Source organism: Jiangella muralis, assembly GCF_001270745.1.
GTDB lineage: Bacteria > Actinomycetota > Actinomycetes > Jiangellales > Jiangellaceae > Jiangella > Jiangella muralis.
Window position 1 is genome coordinate 212,568 of the sequence record NZ_LFXL01000026.1, and the last position, 20,336, is coordinate 232,903.

Genomic DNA, 20,336 nt, shown 5'->3' on the forward strand with positions numbered 1-20,336 from the left:
GGCGGTCAGGACAGTGAGGGCAGCGGTTGCGGTGGTGGCGGGCCTTCGTACCGGCCGGTGACGCGGACCCGCAGCGCTCGCTCGTCGTACTCCTCCAGCGCGTGCGCGATCCAGCCGGCTGTCCGTGCCACCGTGAAGATCGCCTCGCCGGCCTCCGGCGGCATCCCTGCCGCGACCGTCAGCGTCGCCAACGCCAGATCGACGTTCGCCGGCAGCGGCAGGTGCGTCGCGGCGGTCTCGGTGACGGCGCGGGCGGCGGCCAGGGCAGGCGCGGCCTCGGGCATGGCCGCGAGCCGTTCGAACAGCACCTGCGCTCGCGGATCGGTGGTCCGGTAGAGCCGGTGCCCCAGCCCCGGGATGCGCCGCCCCGCTCGTAGGTGCTCGGCCACGACCGGCCCGGCGCCCCTCTCGAGGACGTCGGTGAGCATCCGGTGCGCCAGCCCGCTCGCTCCGCCGTGCAGCGGTCCCTCCGCAGCGCCGAGCGCCGCCGAGACGACCGCGTACGGATGCGCCCGCGCCGACGCCGCCGCCCGCGCCGTCACGGTCGACGCCGCCAGCCCGTGGTCGATCAACAGCACCAGCGCTCGGTCCAGGATGTGCACGGCGTACGGCCCGGGCGGTCGGTCGGTCAGCCGCGGCCACAGCCGCTCGGCAATGATCTCGTCCTCGTCCGTTGTGCCGCCGCGGCCTGCCGTGCCGCCGTGCTGGGCCGCGCCGTCGTGGCCTGCCGTGTGGCCATCCAGGGCTGTGCTGCCGTGGCGGGCTGCGCCGCCGTGGCCCGTTGTGCCGCTACGGCCTGCTGTGTCGCCGTGCTGGGCTGTGTCGCCGTGCTGGGCTGCGCCGCCGTGGCCAGGCCGGCCGGCCCCTGTCCGCCCGGTCCCGCCGCGCGCCGGGTGGCCGGGGCCGCCCACGTCGTGGCCGGTCGCAGCGCCCGCGCCGTGGCCCATCGGGAGGCCGTGGTCAGGCGCGCCGTACCCCACGTCCTCACTCCGGCCATCGCGGCGCGGGAGTGCGTCGACGAAGGTGGCGATGAGTCCGCGGGCCGTCGCCGCGACGGTGCCGGGGCGCAGGTCGAACCGGACCGGGTCGACGGTCGCCGCCGCGACCGCCGCCACTCGGAGCCGGTCGACCAGGCCGGCCTGCGGCGGCAACGCGTCACCGGCGGCCCGGGCCGCGGCCAGCCCAGCGGCCGGAGCGGCGAAGGGCGGGCCGGGCCGCTCGTCGCCCGTCCACAACCACCACGCGACCGGTTCGAACGACGACCGCCGCGCCAACTCCACCGGATCGACGCCGCGGTAGTAGAAGCGGTCGTCCTCGATCAGCGTCACGCCGCTGTAGACGGGTCCGGCCGCATCCTGCTCGCGTCCCCCGGCGGAACCGGCGTCCGGACGGCCGCGGCGCCGGCGCGCCAGCCGTTCCACCTCGTCGGGATCGAACGTGCTGGCCCGGCCCCCGGCGCCCCGCCTGCTGCCGAGCAGGCCGCGACTCACGTAGGCGTACACCGTCTCGGGCTTGACTCCGAGCCGGGCCGCGACCTGTTGAGTCGTCAGCCGACGCTGCTCCACCATCGTCCACCTTCATCGAGATATTGACCCAAATCAACATATCTATCATTACTGTCAACTATTGAGCGCACTGGAGGAACCATGACTGCACAGGTGCCGCGTGGACTGGCCGGGGTTGTCGTCACCGAGACCGTGCTGGGCGATGTCCGGGGCCAGGAGGGCTTCTACCACTACCGCGAGTACTCGGCCGTCGAGTTGGCCGCGAATCGCAGCTTCGAGGACGTCTGGCATCTCATGCTGTTCGGTGCGCTGCCGTCGGCGGAGGAGAGCGTCGCGTTCGCCCGCCGGGTCGCCGGGCTGCGGGCGCTGACCGACGAGGTGCGTGCGGCGCTGCCGGCGGTTGCCCGCGCGAGCGCCGCGTCCGGTCCGATGGCCGGATTGCGTACGGCGCTGTCGCTGGTCGGCGCGGCGGCGGGGTTCCAGCCGGTCTACGACCTCGCCGCAGACGAGCGGCGTGACGACGCACTGCTGGCCGGTGCCGTCGTGCCGACGTTGCTGGCAGCACTGTACCGGCTCGGGCAGGGGCTGGAGCCGGTCGAGCCGCGCACCGACCTCGGGCACGCGGCGAACTACTTGTACATGCTGTCCGGACAGGAGCCGGCGCCTGATCACGCCCGCGCCGTCGAGCGGTATCTGATCTCGACCATCGACCACGGCTTCAACGCGTCGACGTTCACCGGGCGGGTGATCGCCTCCACCGGCGCCGACGTCGCGGCCTGCCTGGTCGGCGGTATCGCGGCGCTGTCGGGTCCACTGCACGGGGGCGCGCCGAGCCGGGCGCTGGACACCCTGGACGCCATCGGCACGCCGGACCGCATTCAGGCATGGGTGCGTGAGCGGGTGCTGGCCGGCGACCGGATCATGGGCTTCGGCCACCCGGTCTACCGCACGGAGGACCCGCGCTCGCGGATGCTGCGTGAGATCGCGACCGGATTCGGCGGCCCGCTGGCCGAGTTCGCCGTCGAGGTGGAGCGGCAGGTCGAGGCGATTCTGGCCGAGCTCAAGCCAGGTCGCGAGCTGCACACCAACGTCGAGTTCTACGCCGGCGTCGTGATGGAGCAGTGCGGGCTGCCGCGGGCGATGTTCACGCCGACGTTCGCGGTCGCCCGGGTCGTGGGCTGGACGGCGAACATCCTGGAGCAGGCGGCGGACAGCAAGATCATCCGGCCCGCCGCCCGCTACGTCGGCCCGCCGCCGCCGGTGCCCGTCCCGGCTGCCTGAATCGCCGCGACGGCGAACGTGGGCCGGACGGTTCGGTTCCCCGCCCGCCGCCCGCCGCCCGCCGCCCGCCGCCGACCCTGCCGAGGTGACCTGGCGGCGCACGTGGCGGGGCGGGCGTGGCAGGGCGGGGTGTGACAGACCCGAGGGTTGGCGGAACCGTGGCGGGGCCGGGGCGTCGTGGCGTACGTGGCGGGCGGGGCGTGACAGGCCAGCATGTGACCGACCTGGGCGTGACCGACCCGAGGGTTGGCGGAGCCGGGGCCGCGGCGGGCCGGGGTGTCGTGGCGTACGTGGCGGGGCGGGGTGACAGACCCGGGGCCGCGACTGGCTGGGCATGGCAGACCACGGGTGTGGCAGACCACGCGCGTTTCGGAACCGGGGCGGGCGGAACCGAGGGCCGGCGGACCGGGGTGCGGCGGGTCTGGGGCGTGGCGGCAAGTGCGAGAGGCGAGGCCGGGAGCGAACTCAGTGTGGTCGGGTGCGGCCATGGGTCGACGGTGTCAAGGGATGAGCAGTGCGCATTTCGGGCACTTGAAAGCTTGCTGCAAGTCTTGCAAGAGTCGCCGGGGGTGGCTAGCGTCTCGGGCACCGTGACATCGCCGTCCGCCCCGGGAGTGACCGATGCCGACCCTGCCGCCCAGTCGCCGACTCCTCGCTCTCGCCCTCGCCACCGCCTTGGGATCGGTCGCCGTCACGGCCGAGGCCGCGCCACCCGCCGCGACGGGCGCGGCAGCTACGACGCCCATCGCGACCGCGGCGGCCGTTGGGACTGCTGGGGCGGCGACGGCTGGGGCAACCGCAGCGGCGGCGGCACCTGCGGCGGCCGTTGGGACTGCTGGGGCGGCGACGGCTGGGGCAACCGCAGCGGCGGCGGCACCTGCGGCGGCGCCACCCGCAGCGGCGGCACCCGCCGCGACGGCCGCGGGGGCAGAGGACGCGACGGCGCCGAGCGTCGTCACGTTGGTCGGGAGCCTGCAGAGCGAACTGGGCTGCCCTGCCGACTGGGACCCGGCCTGTGCCGCCACCGCGCTGACCCCGGCGGACGGGGGAGCGTATGCGCTGGCGGCCGAACTGCCGGCCGGATCGTACGAGTTCAAGGTTGCCCTGAACGGCAGCTGGGACGAGAACTACGGCGCCGGCGGCGTCGCGAACGGGCCGAACCTGCCGCTGGTGCTGGAGGCGCTGGCCGAGGTGACGTTCTCGTACGACGACGAGAGTCACCGCATCGCGGTCGCGCCGACGAACCCGCAGCCCGGCCTCACCGAGGACGACGAGCAGCTGGCCGGCACCAGCCTGCGCGCGGGCCTGACCGACGAGCGGTTCTACTTCGTGATGGCGGACCGGTTCGACAATGGCGACCCGTCCAACGACACCGGCGGGTACCAGGTGCCGCCCGGGACGGACGAGCCGCGGCTGGTGCACGGGCTCGACCCCGCGGACAAGGGCTTCTACCACGGCGGCGACCTCGCCGGGATCCTCCGCCGGCTGGACTACATCGAGGATCTCGGCACGACCGCGATCTGGCTGACGCCGTCGTTCATGAACCGGCCGGTGCAGGGCAGCGGCGCGGACGTCAGCGCCGGCTACCACGGCTACTGGATCACCGACTTCACCCGGATCGACCCGCATCTCGGCACGAACGAGGAGCTCAGCCAACTCATCGACGAGGCGCATGCGCGGGGCATCAAGGTGTTCTTCGACATCATCACGAACCACACCGCGGACGTCATCGACTACGAGGAGGGCGCCTTCACTTACGTCCCGAAGGCCGACGCACCGTACCGAGACGCCGCCGGCAACGAGTTCGACGACTCCGACTACGCGGCCGGCGACACCTTCCCCGAGCTGGACCCACGGACGTCGTTCCCGTACACGCCGTTCTTCCGCACACCGGAGGACGCGACGGTCAAGGTGCCGGCCTGGCTGAACGACCCGACGCTCTACCACAACCGCGGCAACGCGGCCTTCGACGGCACCGAGGGCGACCTGTACGGCGATTTCGTCGGGCTCGACGACCTGTTCACCGAGCAGCCGGCGGTCCGCGATGGGTTGATCAACATTTATCAATACTGGGCGGCGTTCGGGGTTGATGGGTTCCGCATTGACACCGTCAAGCACGTCAACATGGAGTTCTGGCAGAAGTTCGCCCCGGAGGTGCTGGACGCCGCGCACGAGTCGGGCGCCGACGACTTCTTCATGTTCGGCGAGGTGTACGACGCGAACCCGGCGGCGATGTCGCGGTACACGACCGAGGGCGGGTTGCAGGCGACCATCGACTTCGGCTTCCAGGCCCGCACACAGGGCTTCGCGACCGGCCGCCCGACGACGGAGCTGCGCGATCTGTTCGCCGGCGACGACCACTACACCGACGCCGACTCGAACGCGTACTCGCTGCCGACGTTCCTCGGCAACCACGACATGGGCCGGATCGGGATGTTCGTGCAGGACACCGGGGTGGCGCCGGACGAGCAGCTCAGCCGGGCCCTGCTCGCGCACGACCTGATGTACCTGACCCGCGGCCAGCCGGTCGTCTACTACGGCGACGAGCAGGGCTTCACCGGCGACGGCGGCGACAAGGACGCCCGTCAGGACCTGTTCCCGAGCCAGGTGGCCAGCTACAACGACGACGACCTCATCGGCACCGACGCGACGACGGCGGAGGAGAACTTCGACCCGGACCACCCGATCTACCGCCGCCTCGCCGACCTGTCCACGCTGCGCGACGAGCACCCGGCGCTGGCCGACGGCGCGCAGATCCACCGCTACGCGAGCGACGACGCCGGCGTGTACGCGTTCAGCCGCATCGACGCCGACGAGCAGGTCGAGTACGTCGTCGCCACCAACAACTCGACCGACGCCCAGACGGTGAGCTTCGCGACGTTCAACCCGCGGACGACGTTCCAGCCGGTCTGGCCCGCGTCGGCGACGAACACGAGGTCGGATGCGCAGGGCCGGGTCACCGTCACCGTCCCGCCGCTGTCCGCCGCCGTCTGGCAGGCGCCGAAGGCCTTGCCCAAGGCGAAGGACGCGCCCGCGGTGCAGTTCCGCACGCCCGGCCCGGGCGGCACCGTCGGCGGACGGGCCGAGGTCGGCGTCGCCGTGCCGGCCGGCGGGTTCAACCAGGTCACGCTGGCCTGGCGGCCGCTGGGCACGGACGAGTGGCAGCCACTCGGCACCGACGACAACGCGCCGTACCGGGTCTTCCACGACGTCAGCGGCCTCGCGCACGGCACGCTGGTCGAGTACCGCGCCGTCCTGCGCGACCACTCCGGCAACCTCTCCGTCGCGTCGACGTACGGCGTCGTCGGCGAGCCGCAGGACGACGAGGACCCGGGCACCGGCGGGCCGGTCGAGCAGCCGGAACGCGTCACCGTCCCCGGCAGCCTGAACAGCGAGCAGGGCTGCGCCGGCGACTGGGACCCGGGCTGCGCGCAGGCCGGGCTCACGCTCGATCCGAACGACGACGTCTGGAAGGGCACGTTCACGCTGCCCGCGGGCGACTTCGAGTACAAGGCCGCGATCGACGGCTCGTGGGCGGAGAACTACGGCCTGGGCGCCCGCCGCGACGGCCCGAACATCCCGCTCCCGCTCGGCACACCAGGCGACGTGACGTTCTACTACGACCACGCGACGCACTGGGCCACCAGCGACGGGCAGGACCCGATCGTCACCGTGCCGGGGTCGTTCCAGTCCGAGCTGGGGTGTGCGGCCGACTGGGACCCGGCCTGCATGCGCTCATGGCTGAAGGATCCCGACGGCGACGGCGTCTACACGCTCTCGACGACGGGCATCGCCGCCGGGACGTACGAGGCCAAGGTGACGCACGGGCTGTCGTTCGACGAGAACTACGGAGCCGGCGGCGCGCCCAACGGGGCGAACATCGCGTTCACGGTGCCGGCCGGCGCGCGGACGACGCTCGCCTACGACGTCGCCACGCACGTGCTGACGGTGACGTCGTCGGCGGCGGAGTCGCGGGCCGACCTCACGCAGCAGAAGGCGCACTGGCTGGAGCGCGGGCTGCTGGCGTGGGACCTGCCGGCGGCCGCGGCGGGCTGGACGTTCCGGCTGCACACGGCGCCGACCGGCGGGCTGGGGATCGACGCCGAGGCGGTGACCGGTGGGACGTCGTACCCGCTCACGCCGGTCGAGCTGCCGGACGACGTCAAGGAGCGCTACCCGCACCTGGCGTCGTACGACGGCCTGCGCGCCGACGTGAAGGACATCGAGGACGTGCTCACCGGGCAGGTCGCCGTCGCCGCGTACGACGACCTCGGCCGGCTGGTCGACGCGACCGGCGTGCAGCTGCCCGGCGTGCTGGACGACGTCTACGCCGGCGCCACGGACCGCGAGCTTGGGGTCGTCTGGCACGGACGGCGTCCCGACATCGCCGTCTGGGCGCCCACCGCGAAGCACGTTGACCTGCTCCTCACCCCGCCGGGAGGCAGCGAGCAGACCGTCCCGATGCGCCGCGACCGCGACGGCGTCTGGACCGCCCGCGGCAACCCGCGCTGGGCCGGCGCCGCGTACGCGTTCGAGGTCGACGTGTACGTGCCGGCGACGGACCGCGTCGAGACGAACGTCGTCACCGACCCGTACTCCGTCGCTCTGACGACGAACTCGCAGCGCTCGCTCGTCGTCGACCTGGCCGATCCGGCCCTCGAACCGGCCGGCTGGGACGCGCTGGCCAAGCCGGAGTTGGCGCAGCCCGAGGACTCCGCCATCTACGAGCTGCACGTGCGCGACTTCTCCGTCGGCGACACGTCCGTGCCGGAGGCGCAGCGCGGCACGTACCAGGCGTTCACGCAGCCCGGCGGCGCGGGCATGCGGCACCTGTCGACGCTCGCGGACGCCGGGCTGAACACGGTCCACCTGTTGCCGGTGTTCGACCTCGCGACGGTGCCGGAGGACCGCGCCGCGCAGGCCACCCCCGGCTGCGACCTCGAGGCGCTGACCGCCGCCGACCCGGCCGGTACCGCGCAGCAGGAGTGCACGACCGCCGTCGCTGGTCGGGACGGGTTCAACTGGGGCTACGACCCGCTGCACTACACCGTCCCGGAGGGCTCGTACGCCACCGACCCGGACGGCCCCGGCCGCACCCGCGAGTTCCGCGAGATGGTGGCCGCCCTCAACGGCGCCGGGCTGCGCGTCGTCATGGACGTCGTCTACAACCACACCCATGCTGCCGGGCAGGACGAGCAATTCCCCCTTTCCCTTGCGGGGCTCGCCGCTGATGGGGACCTCGCGGCCGGCGTCCCGCCTTCAGTGCTGGATCGCATCGTGCCCGGCTACTACCAGCGGCTGTCCGCCACGGGCGCCGTCGAGACGTCCACCTGCTGCGCCAACACCGCGTCGGAGCACGCGATGATGGAGAAGCTGATCGTCGACTCCGTCGTCACCTGGGCGCGTGACTACAAGGTCGACGGCTTCCGGTTCGACCTCATGGGCCACCACAGCCGGTCGACGATGGAGCGGGTGCGGTCCGCGCTGGACGCGCTCACCACCCAGAAGGACGGCGTCGACGGCGCGTCCGTCTACGTGTACGGCGAGGGCTGGAACTTCGGCGAGGTCGCCGACAACGCGCGATTCCAGCAGGCCACGCAGCTGGAGCTGTTCGGCGCCGGCATCGGCACGTTCAACGACCGGCTGCGCGACGGCGTCCGCGGCGGCGGTCCGTTCGACGACGACCCGCGGCTGCAGGGCTTCGGCAGCGGCCTGTTCACCGACCCGAACGGCGCCGCCGTCAACGGGACGCCGGACGAGCAGCGGGCCCGGCTGCTGCACCTGCAGGATCTGATCAAGGTCGGGCTGACCGGCAACCTGCGCGACTACGCCTTCACCGACGCCACCGGCGCGGCCGTGACCGGCGCGGACGTCGACTACAACGGCTCACCGGCCGGCTACACGGCCGACCCCGCCGAGGTGATCACCTACGTCGACGCGCACGACAACGAGACGTTGTTCGACGCGCTCGCGTACAAGCTGCCCGCGGAGACGCCGATGGCCGACCGGGTCCGGATGAACGTCCTCTCGCTGGCGACGACGGCGCTCGGCCAGGGCCCGTCGTTCTGGCACGCGGGCGCGGACCTGCTGCGGTCGAAGTCGCTGGACCGCAACTCCTACGACTCCGGCGACTGGTTCAACCGGATCGACTGGACCGGGCAGGAGAGCACCTTCGGGTCCGGCCTGCCGCCGGAGACGGACAACGCCGCGAAGTGGGACTTCATGCGCCAGCTGCTGGCCGACCCGGGGCAGCGGCCGTCCGCCGCCGACCTGGGTGCGGCGACGGAGATGGCGCAGGACCTGCTCAGGCTGCGGTTCTCGTCGCCGCTGTTCCGGCTCGGGTCGGCTGACCTGGTGCAGGAGCGGCTCTCGTTCGGTGACGGGGGACCGGCGCAGCCCGCAGGCGTCATCGTCATGCAGCTCGACGACCGCGCCGGCGCCGACCTCGACCCGGACCGCGAGCGGCTGGTCGTCGTCTACAACGCGACGCCGTCGGCGGCGACGGCGCCGGTGGAGGACGCGGCGAGCCTGCGGCTGCACCCCGTCCAGGCGGCCGGCGCCGACCCCGTCGTCCGCGAGTCCGTGGCGGGAGCCGCCGGCGTCACCGTCCCGGCGCGGACGGTCGCGGTGTTCGAGCAGCCCTGACGGGGTGCGCGGCGGCCAGGTGCCGGGCCACGTACTCCGCGTCGGCCCCGGCGCCGCCCACCAGCATGGAGGCGAACGCGCTCTGGAAGGCCAGGCCGGTGAAGTAGAGGCCGGGCGACGACGGCACCACGCCGCGCTCCTCCAGCGGCCAGCCGTCGTCGCCCAGGACCGGCAGCTTGACCCAGCCGAAGTCCTGCCGGAACCCCGTGCACCAGACCACGGACGCGACGTCGAGCACCCGGCCGCCGTCGAGCACCGGCCGCCCGTCCCGCACGCCGGCGACCCGCTCCGTCGCCCGTTCCACGCCGGCCGCGGCGAGGTCGTCGGACTGGACCCGCAGTAGCGGCCCGCCGTGCGTCCGGATCTCCGGTCGCAGCTTCCGGCCGATCGGCGTGCGCAGGGTGAGCACCCGCCGGGCCAGGAACCACAGCACCGGGAACGCCGCTCGCGCCCGCCGCGACTCCAGCGGCACCGGGAGCTGCCCGTTCGTGCGGCCGGACAGGATCGTGTGGTGCTCGCGGGCCGCCTCGACGGCGATGTCCGCCCCCGAGTGCGACGCCCCGACGACGAGGACCGGGCCGGGTGGCAGCTGGTCCGGGCGGTGGTAGTCGGTGGAGTGCAGTTGCGCGATGGCCGGGTCCAGCTCGCCGGCGAACGCAGGCACGTACGCGCGCGTCCCGAACGTCCCCGTCGCCACGACGACGTTGTCGGCCGTGAACCGGCGATCGCCGCAGTCCAGGACGTACCCGTCGCCGTCGCCGCTCAGCGCCGTGACGCGGACGCCGTGCTCGACCGGCAGCTCGAAGCGGGCCGCGTAGGCCTCCAGATAGTCCGCGACCTCGTCCTTCGTCGGGAACGCCCGTCCCGGCCCGGGGAAGCGCATCCCCGGCAGCCCGTCGTAGCACGCCGGGCTGTACAGCCGCAGCGTGTCCCAGTGCCGCCGCCAGTTGTCGCCGGTCCGCGCGCGGTCGTCCAGGATCACGAACGGCCGGCGCCGCCTGGCCAAGTGGTACCCGACGCTCAGCCCGGCCTGCCCGCCCCCGACGACGATCGTCTCGATGTGCTGGTCCATGACGCCCCCCGTATGTTCGGCCAGGTCAGGACTTCGACGCTAGGGCCGGCGCCGGTCCGCCCGCGTCGGGCGGACCATGCATCTTCGCGGCGGGGCGGGCATGGGCAGAACTGTGTAGACGGCCACCGATGGTTGGCGGACTACTGGCGCCCTGGGCCCACCGAACCGCCAGCCACGAGCGGCCAGACGGCTCAGCTCACATCAAGCCGTGCTCGTACGCGAACGCCGTCGCCGCGGCCCGGGACGAGACGCCGAGCTTGGCGAAGATGTTGCTCACGTGCCGCGCCACCGTCTTCTCGCTGAGCACCAGCGACGCCGCGATGGCCCGGTTGCTCCGGCCGGCGGCCACCAGGCGCAGGACCTCCAGCTCGCGCGGCGTCAGCCCGCCGTCCGAGGCCGCGCGCGGCCCGCCGGGGGAGGTCAGACGCCGCAGGCGGTCGAGGTCCGGCCCGGCCGAGAGCCGGCGGAAGGTCCGCTGCGCCGCGTCGAACTCCAGCCGGGCGGCGTCGGCGTCGCCGAGGTCGCGGCAGGCCAGGCCGACCAGGACACGAGCCCGGGCGGCGTCGTACGGGGTGTCGACCTCGTGGAAGCCGGCCCACGCCCGGCGCGCGGCGGTCAGCGCGGCACCGGCGTCGCCGGGCACCAGCCGCACCGACGCCGTCGCGTACGCGGACATCGCCGCCAGCACCGGCACCCGGGCCGCCCCGGCGATCTCGGCCAGTTCCGCCGCGGTGGCCGCCGCATCGTCGACGGAGCCGGCCGCCAGCAACGCTTCGACCAGTGCGGCGAGCAGGCCCGGCCGCTCGATCGGGCTCGGGGTCTCGTCGACCGCGCGGCGCAGCCCGGCGACGGCGGCCGCCACCCGGCCCTGGCCGAGCCGGAGCAGGGCCAGGCCGGGCTGCGGGTCCAGCCCGCTCAGCCCGGCCAGCCGGTAGGCGTCCTCGGCGGCGGCCACCTCGCCGCGCAGCCGGTGCAGTTCGGCCTGCTCGTAGTAGGCGGCGCCGGCGGCCGGCTGACCCGGCGGGTCGGACAGCCGGACGCAGGCGCGCCCGGCCTCGGCCAGCGCGTCGCGCCAGGCGCCCTGGTCGCGCAGGACGTGGACGCGGTGCACCTGGCACTCGCCGCGGAACGGCACGAGGTCCGGCTGTTCCTCGCACCAGCGGGTGAGCGCCGTCGTCCACTCGCGGGCCCGGCGCACGTCGAACGTCGCCCGGCAGGCGTCGATGACCGTGCAGTAGACGATGCCGGTGAGCAGCGGCCCGGCCTCTCCGGCGGTGACCGCGACCATCGCCTCGTCGAGCAGCGCGACGCCGTCGGCGACCTTGCCGAGGTCGATCAGCGCCCGGCCGCGGCCCATGCGGGCGAGGACGACCAGGTCGGCGTCGTGGTGCCGGAGGCCGACGGCGACGGCCTCGGCGAACATCTCCGCGGCCACGGCCGGGTCGCCGCCCGCCACCGTCTGACGGGCCCGGGCCGCGAGGAGGTAGCCGCTCTCGGCGCAGTCGCGCCCGGCGTCGTCGAGGAGGCGGTCGGCGCGGGCCAGCCAGCCGGCCGCTCGCGCGAACTCACCCTGGTTGAGCAGCACGATCGCCAGCCAGAACGCGCACCGGACAGCCTCGTGCGGCCGATCTTCGCGCAGCAGCTCGCGGTAGCCGCGCTCCTGCAGGGCCGCGCTCTCGTCGTCGTGCCCGGCCAGGAACGCCGCGACGGCGAGCCGCTCGAGGTCGGCGGTGGGCAGCGGCGCCGCGGCGTCGGCGGCCGTGAGCTGCGCATACGCCTGCTCCCAGGCCCGCGTCTCGAACGCGGCCCGGCCCCGTTCCCGTGCCTCGGTAGTCGTCATGCGCGCCCCCGACCGATCCTGCCGCCACGCTACTCCTGTGCCCGGGTGACAATCGTGCGGTGAGTGCCGCGGACGAGATCTCCACCCGGGCCGGCGTGCTGACGGCGCGCCCGGTCGCCGCGTTGACGTCGGAGCAGGCGGCCGAGGCCATGACACGGGCATTCGAGGGCTACGTCGTGCCGGTGTCCGTCGACGGGCCGGGATTCGAGCGGCGGTTCGGCGCCGAGCACCTCGACCGTTACCTCAGCGAGGTCTACACGGCGGACGGCGACCTCGTCGGCATCTGCCTGATCACCCGGCGGGGGACGACGGCGCGCATCGGCGGGTTCGGCTGCACGCCGGCCTACCGCGGCGTCGGGGTCGGCCGGACGCTGATGGAGCGGGCGATCGTCCGCTGCGTCGAGGCCGGCGCCACCCGCATCACGCTCGAGGTCATCACCAGCAACGCGGCGGCGGTCCGGCTGTACGAGCGGCTCGGCTTCCGCATCCTGCGGACGCTGGTCGGCTACCGCTGGGAGCGACCCGCCGCGGCCGGGCCGGTGCCGCCGTCCGTCCCGTCCCCGATCGACCCCGCGCGGTTCGCCCGCGACGTCGCCGCCGGGCTGGAGCACGCCGACGAGCCGCCCTGGCAGCTCGCGCCCGAGACGCTGGCCGCCGCCGTGCCGCCGCGCCAGGCCTATGCGCTCGGCCCCGCCGCGGCGCTGCTCAGCCTCACCGGGACCACCGCCGTGCTGAGCGCCGTCCACACCGCACCGGGCGCCAGACGGCGTGGTCACGGCCGCGCGCTGCTGGCCGGGCTGCGCGACGCGTTCCCCGGACGGCGGTGGACGGTGCCGCCGCTCGTGCCCGAGTCCGACGGGGCCGAATTCTTCCGCGCGACCGGCTGGGTTCGCGAGGAGCTGGCCCAGTATGAGATGGTGCACGGGAACGTGTGACTGGCGTCGGGCGGGGATTCCCCACGTTTTGACCATGCGACGCTCGCACAGGTATCCTGTCGTGTCGTTGTGCGTACCGGAGCGCGGCACGCCAGCCACCGACCAGATCCATCCTCTCGACCAAAGCGAAGGCCTACGACCGTGCGCACGTACAGCCCCAAGCCCGGCGATGTCCAGCGCCAGTGGCATGTCATCGATGCCACCGACATCGTGCTCGGCAGGCTCGCCAGCCAGACCGCGACCCTGCTGCGCGGGAAGCACAAGCCCGTCTACGCGCCGCACGTCGACACCGGCGACTTCGTCATCGTGGTGAACGCCGACAAGATCGCGCTCACCGGCAACAAGCTGGAGCAGAAGCTCGACCACCGGCATTCCGGCCGGCCGGGCGGACTTCGCTCCACCAGCTACCGCGACCTCCTCGAGAAGAACCCGCGCCGGGTCATCGAGAAGGCCGTCAAGGGGATGCTCCCGCACAACAGCCTCGGGCGGCAGATGCTGTCCAAGCTGAAGGTGTACGCGGGCCCGGAGCACCCGCACCAGGCCCAGCAGCCCGTGCCGTACGAGATCGGCCAGGTCGCGCAGTGAGTGAGGACATGACTGAGACCACCGTCGACGAGGTCGACACCGACGAGGCTCCCATCGAGAGCTACACCTCCGAGTCGGCGCCGTCGCGCTTCTCGAACATCGAGGCCGCCGCGGCCACCGGCCGGCGCAAGCAGGCCATCGCGCGCGTCCGCATCGCGCCGGGCACCGGGCAGTGGACCATCAACGGCCGCACGCTCGACGCCTACTTCCCGAACAAGGTGCACCAGCAGCTGGTCAGTTCGCCGCTGGTCGAGCTCGAGCTCGGCGACCGCTACGACATCGTCGCCCGCATCGACGGCGGCGGCGTCACCGGTCAGGCCGGCGCGCTCCGGCTGGGCATCGCCCGGGCGCTGAACGCCGCCGACGCCGAGAACAACCGCCCGGCACTGAAGAAGGCCGGCTTCCTCACCCGCGACGCGCGCGTCACGGAGCGGAAGAAGGCCGGCCTCAAGAAGGCCCGTAAGGCTCCGCAGTACAGCAAGCGCTGATTTCGCGCACCGCGCGAACATCCGCGAACGGCCCCGGGGGGTATACAGAACCCGGGGCCGTTCGCGTTTCCCATCGTCCGCTGTCCCAGTAGGAGCACAACCAGTGGCTCGTCTCTTCGGCACCGATGGCGTTCGCGGCCTGGCGAACTCCGATCTCACGGCCGAGCTCGCCCTCGACCTCTCCGTCGCCGCCGCCCACGTGCTGGGTGAGATCGGCGCGTTCGGCTCCGGGCGCCGCCCGGTCGCCGTCGTCGGCCGCGACCCGCGGGCCTCCGGCGAGTTCCTCGAAGCGGCCGTCGTGGCCGGCCTCGCCAGCGCCGGCGCCGACGTCCTCAAGGTCGGCGTGCTGCCCACTCCCGCCGTGGCGTTCCTCACCGGCATGCTCGACGCCGACCTCGGCGTCATGCTGTCGGCCAGCCACAACCCGATGCCCGACAACGGCATCAAGTTCTTCGCCAAGGGTGGCCAGAAGCTCGACGACTCCGTCGAGGACGCCATCGAGGCGCGGCTGCGCGAGCCGTGGAAGCGGCCCACCGGCGCCGAGATCGGCCGCGTCCACGAGCACCCCGAGGGCCTCGAGACCTACATCTCGCACATCGTCGGCACCGCGCCGTCCCGGCTCGAGGGCCTGCGCGTCGTCGTCGACTGCGCGCACGGCGCCGCGTTCCGCGCCGCGCCCGAGGCGCTGCGCCGGCTGGGCGCCGACGTCATCGCCGTCTGCGCCGAGCCCGACGGCCTGAACATCAACCACAACTGCGGCTCCACCCACCTCGACGTCGTCGCGGCCGAGGTGGTCGCGGCCGGCGCCGACCTCGGTATCGCCCACGACGGCGACGCCGACCGCTGCCTGGCCGTCGACGCCACCGGCGAGGTCGTCGACGGCGACCAGATCCTGGCGATCCTCGCGCTGGCCATGCGCGGCCAGGGGACACTGCGCCGCGACTCCGTCGTTTCCACCGTCATGTCGAACGAGGGCTTCCGGCTGGCCATGCGGCAGTCCGGCGTCACCGTCATCGACACCGCGGTCGGCGACCGGTACGTCCTCGAGGCGATGAAGGCCGGCGGCTACAACCTCGGTGGCGAGCAGTCCGGCCACGTCCTCCTGCTCGACCACGGCACCACCGGCGACGGCGTGCTGACCGCCGTCCACCTGCTCGCCCACGTCGCCTCGTCCGGCACGCCGCTGGCCGAGCTGGCCGGCGTCGTGCAGCGGCTCCCGCAGGTCCTGGTCAACGTCAAGGGCGTCGACAAGAGCCGGGTCACCGTCGACGAAGGCGTGAAGACCGCCGTCGCCGAGGCCGAGGCCGAGCTCGGCGCCACCGGCCGCGTCCTGCTCCGCCCGTCCGGCACCGAGCCGCTGGTGCGGGTCATGGTCGAGGCCGCTACCCCCGAGCAGGCCGAGACGGTCGCCCGCCGGCTGGCCGCCACGGTGCAGGCGGAATTGGCGCTCTGACGAAAAACCGGTTGCCGGCGGGCGCGGCGAGGGGGACGCTCGACCTGTGCAGATCAGGACGATTCACGCCGCCGACGCCGACTTCGCCGCCTGGTACGAGGTCTACCTCGCCGCGCGGGTGGCCGACAACCCCACCGGCCCGCAGTGGCTCGAACCCGAGCTGAAGGTCATCTACCAGGGCACCGAGTACCGCTCGGTGCAGCTGTGGCTGGCCGAGGAGGACGGCCGGGCCGTCGGCGCCTCCGTGCTCGCGCTGCCGCAGCGCGACAACCTCACGCGGGCCGAGCCCGAGGTGTTCGTGCGGCCCGAGGACGCCCGCCGGGGCATCGGCAGCGCCCTGCTGGCCGTCGTCGACGACGCGTCGAAGGCCGCCGGGCGCAGCAGCCAGCTGCTGTACCTCGAGGCGCCGCTGGGCGCCGACAGCACGGCCGGCATGGCCTTCGCCGAGCGGCACGGCTTCACCCGGCGCATCGGCGAGATCATGCGCGTGCAGCGGCCGCCGTTCGACCTCGACGCCGTCGCGCGGGCCGAGGAGTCGGCCCGGCCGCACGCCGAGGGCTACCGCATCGTCACCTGGCGCGACCACGCCCCCGACGAGTTCGTCGACGAGTACGCCCGGCTCGAGGGCCGCATGAGCACCGATGAGCCGCAGGGCGGCATCGAATCCGAGCCCGAGGTGTGGGACGCCGCCCGCATCCGCACGGCCGAGCGGCGCAGCGATCTCATGCGCCGAGCCACGTGGGTCGCCGCGGCCATCGCGCCCGACGGCAGCATGGCCGGCGTCACCGAGATCACGGTCTCGCGCGACAGCGACGCCGTCGGCTTCCAGGACGCCACCATCGTCGACCCCCGCCACCGCGGCCACCGGCTCGGCCTGCTGCTCAAGGCCGCCAACCTGCGCCAACTGCTGGCCGACCGTCCCGGCGTGCAGACGGTGTGGACGTGGAACGCCGACGTCAACACGCACATGATCGCCATCAACGAGAAGCTCGGCTACGAGATCGCCGGCTGGTCCGCCGGCTACCAGCGGACGATCTGACCCGTCAGATCTTGCGCAGCCTGATCCGCTGCACCGAGTGGTCCGCACCCTTCGTCAGCGTCAACGTGGCCCGGCCACGCGTGGGCAGGATGTTCTGCGCGAGGTTGGGCCCGTTGATGGTGTCCCACAGCTGCTCGGCCTGGGTGACGGCGGCGTCGTGGTCGAGGTCGCCGTAGCGGCGGAAGTACGACTCCGGCCGCTGGAACGCCGTCTCGCGCAGCCGCAGGAACCGCTCGACGTACCAGCGGCGGACGTCCTTCGGTGAGGCGTCGACGTACAGGGAGAAGTCGAAGAAGTCGCTGACGGCGAGCCCGGCGACGCCGTCGGCGCGGGGACGGGCCGGCTGCAGCACGTTCAGGCCCTCGATCAGCAGGATGTCCGGCCGCTCGACGGTGATCTGCCCGCCCTCGACGATGTCGTAGGTGAGGTGCGAGTACACCGGCGCCGTCACCACCTGCTCACCCGACTTCACCGCCGTCACGAACCGCAGCAGCGCCCGCCGGTCGTACGACTCGGGGAACCCCTTGCGCTGCATGAGCCCGCGTCGCTGCAGCTCGGCGTTGGGCAGCAGGAAGCCGTCGGTGGTGACCAGCGCCACCCGGGGATGTTCGGACCAGCGGGCCAGCAGCACCCGCAGCAGCCGCGCCGTCGTCGACTTCCCGACCGCGACCGATCCGGCGATGCCGATGACGAACGGCGTGCGCTCGGCGAACCCGCCGAGGAACGTCGTGGTCGCCTCGTGCAGCCGCGCCGTGGCCCGGAACCGCAGGTTGAGCAGGCGCGACAGCGGCAGGTACACGTCGCGCACCTCGTCGAGGTCGACGGCGTCGCCGAGCCCGCGCAGCTCCTCCAGCTCCGCCGCCGTCAGCGACAGCGGCGTCTCGTCGCGCAGCCGGGCCCAGTCGGCGCGGGACAGGTCGACGAACGGTGAGGAGTCGCGGACAACAGTCATGGTGGCCTCATTCTGGCCGACATGTCCCGGCGATGCGCGAACCGGGGCCGAGTGCGGTTACAGTGACCGCCGTGTGCGGGATCGTGGGATACACAGGACATCGCCCAGCGCTCGACGTCGTCGTCGAGGGGCTGCGCCGGCTCGAATACCGCGGGTACGACTCCGCGGGCGTGGCGGTCGTCGCCGACGGCGCGCTGGCCTCGGCCAAGCGGGCCGGGAAGCTGGTGAACCTGGAGAAGGCGCTGGAGGAGCGGCCGCTGCCGGTGTCGGGCACCGGGCTCGGCCACACCCGGTGGGCGACGCACGGCTCGCCCACCGACCGCAACGCCCACCCGCACCTCGACGAGTCCGGCCAGGTCGCCGTCATCCACAACGGCATCATCGAGAACTTCGCCCGGCTCCGCACCGAGCTGGAGGACTCCGGCGTCCGGTTCGCCTCCGAGACCGACACCGAGGTCGTCGCGCACCTGCTCGCCGCTGAGGTCGCCGGGGGCGCCGAGCTGGCCGACGCCATGCGCACGGTGTGCCGCCGCCTCGACGGCGCGTTCACGCTGCTCGCCGTCCATGCCGACACCCCTGACCGCGTCGTCGCCGCCCGCCGCAACTCGCCGCTGGTCATCGGCCTCGGCGAGGGCGAGAACTTCCTCGCCTCCGACGTCTCCGCGTTCATCGCGTACACCCGCGAGGCGCTCGAGATCGGCGAGGGTCAGGTCGTCGAGATCACCCCCGACGACGTCACGCTCACCGATTTCTCCGGCAACGCCGTCGAGGAGAAGCGCTTCCACGTCGACTGGGACGCGTCGGCCGCCGAGAAGGACGGCTACGACTACTTCATGCTGAAGGAGATCGCCGAGCAGCCCAAGGCGGTCGCCAACACCCTGCTCGGGCGGGTCGGCAAGGACGGCATGCTGTCGCTGGACGAGATGCGGCTGTCCGACGACGAGCTGCGCGAGGTCGACAAGGTCGTCGTCGTGGCGTGCGGCACCGCCTACCACGCCGGCATGGTCGCCAAGTACGCCATCGAGCACTGGACCCGGCTCCCCTGCGAGGTCGAGCTGGCCAGCGAGTTCCGCTACCGCGACCCGGTCGTCGACCGTCAGACGCTGGTCATCGCGATCAGCCAGTCCGGCGAGACCATGGACACCCTGATGGCGCTGCGGTACGCCCGCGAGCAGGGCGCCCGCGTGCTGGCCATCTGCAACACCAACGGCTCCACCATCCCGCGCGAATCCGACGCCGTCCTCTACACGCACGCCGGCCCCGAGGTCGCCGTCGCGTCCACGAAGGCGTTCCTCACCCAGCTGATCGCCTGCTTCCTCGTCGGCCTCTACCTCGGCCAGGTCCGCGGCACCAAGTGGGGCGACGAGATCCGCTCCGTCGTCCGCGACCTCTCCGACCTGCCGGCCAAGGTCGACCTCGTCCTCGAGACGATGGAGCCGGTCCGCGAACTGGCGCGCAACCTCGCCTCGGCGACGTCGGTGCTGTTCCTCGGCCGCCACGTCGGCTTCCCGGTGGCGCTGGAGGGCGCGCTCAAGCTGAAGGAGCTCGCCTACATGCACGCTGAGGGCTTCGCGGCCGGCGAGCTGAAGCACGGCCCGATCGCGCTGGTCGAAGAGGGCACCCCGATCGTCGTCGTGGTGCCGTCGCCGAAGGGCCGCTCCGTGCTGCACGACAAGATCGTCAGCAACATCCAGGAGGTCCGCGCCCGCGGCGCCCGCACCATCGTCATCGCCGAAGAGGGCGACGAGGACGTCGTGCCCTACGCCGACCACCTGATCCGCGTGCCCGAGTGCCCCGTGCTGCTGCAGCCGGTCGTCTCGACGGTGCCGCTGCAGGTGTTCGCCTGCGAAATGGCCAGCGCCCGCGGCTTCGACGTCGACCAGCCCCGGAACCTGGCGAAGTCGGTCACGGTCGAGTAAGCGCTTCCGGGACGGCACGGGCTTCTCGTTGGCCGTGTGGCACGCCTCACTTCACCCGCGCCGGGTGCACCTCGCCCGCGTGAGCACCGCACAACCGCCGATGACGGCGCTCATCCGGTGCTGCGGCGGGTGAGGTGCCCACGAGACGAGTGACGTCGACGGCTCCGGGAGTCGAGGACACCCAACGGCGCACCGACAGGAACGACGACTAGGTCCGAGTACGTGAATCCTCGTGCCGCCATACAGAGCTGGCCAGGGAGAAATGCCGCCGGCCGCTCACTGGCCGCTCGTGGTTGGCAGTTTGGTGGGCCCAGGGCGCCAGTAATCCGCCAACCATCGGTGGCCGCGCACGGCCAGGGGTCCGTGGGGACGGCAGCCAGACGAACGGCGAACGGCGCACCCGGACGGGCTCCGCCCGCACGGTGCACCGTGCGGGCTCTGCCCGCATTTCCCCCGTCCCCCTGATAGCTGCCCGTTCTTAGGTCGGACGCCCGCGGGTCAAGCGGTCATCGTCGCGCGAAGCGCCGTTGGGTCCGCTTGAGGCGCGGGTGGCCGGCTGAGAAAATGGGCAGCAGGGGGACGGCCAACTGCGACAAGGCGGCGCATTGCGCGACAACGGCGA

At 73.1% G+C, this 20,336-nt stretch carries 12 protein-coding genes; 8 read left to right on the top strand and 4 right to left on the bottom strand.

From position 1 onward, the window contains the following. Positions 1 to 5: 5 nt before the first annotated feature. On the bottom strand, positions 6 to 1,568 hold the full coding sequence (locus ACW62_RS35350) for a citrate synthase (protein WP_053206326.1): 1,563 nt from the start codon (positions 1,566 to 1,568) through the stop codon (positions 6 to 8). A 78-nt stretch (positions 1,569 to 1,646) separates the two neighbouring features. On the opposite strand from ACW62_RS35350, the gene ACW62_RS22455 reads away from it, so the two are divergent. Both ACW62_RS22455 and pulA read left to right on the top strand, forming a co-directional pair. After that, positions 1,647 to 2,786, top strand: a complete 1,140-nt coding sequence (locus ACW62_RS22455; protein WP_053206327.1) for a citrate synthase/methylcitrate synthase — start codon at positions 1,647 to 1,649, stop codon at positions 2,784 to 2,786. Between the two features lie 960 nt (positions 2,787 to 3,746). Next, positions 3,747 to 9,431 (top strand): pullulanase-type alpha-1,6-glucosidase, encoded by a 5,685-nt coding sequence (gene pulA / locus ACW62_RS22460; protein WP_205629529.1) that lies wholly within the window; start codon positions 3,747 to 3,749, stop codon positions 9,429 to 9,431. Here pulA and ACW62_RS22465 read toward each other — a convergent pair. Both ACW62_RS22465 and ACW62_RS35940 read right to left on the bottom strand, forming a co-directional pair. After that, entirely contained in the window at positions 9,388 to 10,503 is a 1,116-nt protein-coding gene (locus ACW62_RS22465; protein WP_053206328.1) for a flavin-containing monooxygenase, read from the bottom strand. The genes pulA and ACW62_RS22465 overlap by 44 nt on opposite strands. A 196-nt stretch (positions 10,504 to 10,699) precedes the next feature. After that, positions 10,700 to 12,343, bottom strand: coding sequence for a helix-turn-helix transcriptional regulator (locus tag ACW62_RS35940; protein ID WP_053206329.1), 1,644 nt, complete (start codon positions 12,341 to 12,343; stop codon positions 10,700 to 10,702). 59 nt (positions 12,344 to 12,402) lie between these two features. On the opposite strand from ACW62_RS35940, the gene ACW62_RS22475 reads away from it, so the two are divergent. From ACW62_RS22475 to ACW62_RS22495, 5 genes are all read left to right on the top strand, one after another. Further along, the gene (locus ACW62_RS22475) at positions 12,403 to 13,278 is read left to right on the top strand and encodes a GNAT family N-acetyltransferase (protein WP_053206330.1); all 876 of its coding nucleotides are present in this window, start codon (positions 12,403 to 12,405) and stop codon (positions 13,276 to 13,278) included. 141 nt (positions 13,279 to 13,419) lie between these two features. Continuing rightward, on the top strand, positions 13,420 to 13,863 hold the full coding sequence (gene rplM, locus ACW62_RS22480; protein WP_053206331.1) for a 50S ribosomal protein L13: 444 nt from the start codon (positions 13,420 to 13,422) through the stop codon (positions 13,861 to 13,863). A gap of 8 nt (positions 13,864 to 13,871) precedes the next feature. Next, positions 13,872 to 14,351 carry a 30S ribosomal protein S9 gene (rpsI, locus tag ACW62_RS22485; RefSeq protein ID WP_053206332.1) on the top strand — a complete coding sequence of 160 codons (480 nt, stop codon included), beginning with the start codon at positions 13,872 to 13,874 and terminating at the stop codon, positions 14,349 to 14,351. 103 nt (positions 14,352 to 14,454) lie between these two features. Further along, complete coding sequence (glmM, locus tag ACW62_RS22490) at positions 14,455 to 15,804, top strand: phosphoglucosamine mutase (protein WP_053206333.1); 1,350 nt, start codon at positions 14,455 to 14,457, stop codon at positions 15,802 to 15,804. A 46-nt stretch (positions 15,805 to 15,850) separates the two neighbouring features. After that, on the top strand, positions 15,851 to 16,843 hold the full coding sequence (locus ACW62_RS22495) for a GNAT family N-acetyltransferase (protein WP_053206334.1): 993 nt from the start codon (positions 15,851 to 15,853) through the stop codon (positions 16,841 to 16,843). A gap of 4 nt (positions 16,844 to 16,847) precedes the next feature. Here ACW62_RS22495 and coaA read toward each other — a convergent pair whose 3' ends face one another. Continuing rightward, complete coding sequence (gene coaA / locus ACW62_RS22500; protein WP_053206335.1) at positions 16,848 to 17,795, bottom strand: type I pantothenate kinase; 948 nt, start codon at positions 17,793 to 17,795, stop codon at positions 16,848 to 16,850. A gap of 71 nt (positions 17,796 to 17,866) precedes the next feature. On the opposite strand from coaA, the gene glmS reads away from it, so the two are divergent. Next, a complete protein-coding gene (gene glmS, locus ACW62_RS22505) occupies positions 17,867 to 19,714 on the top strand; it encodes a glutamine--fructose-6-phosphate transaminase (isomerizing) (RefSeq protein WP_053206366.1) in 1,848 nt (615 codons plus the stop codon). Positions 19,715 to 20,336: the final 622 nt, after the last annotated feature.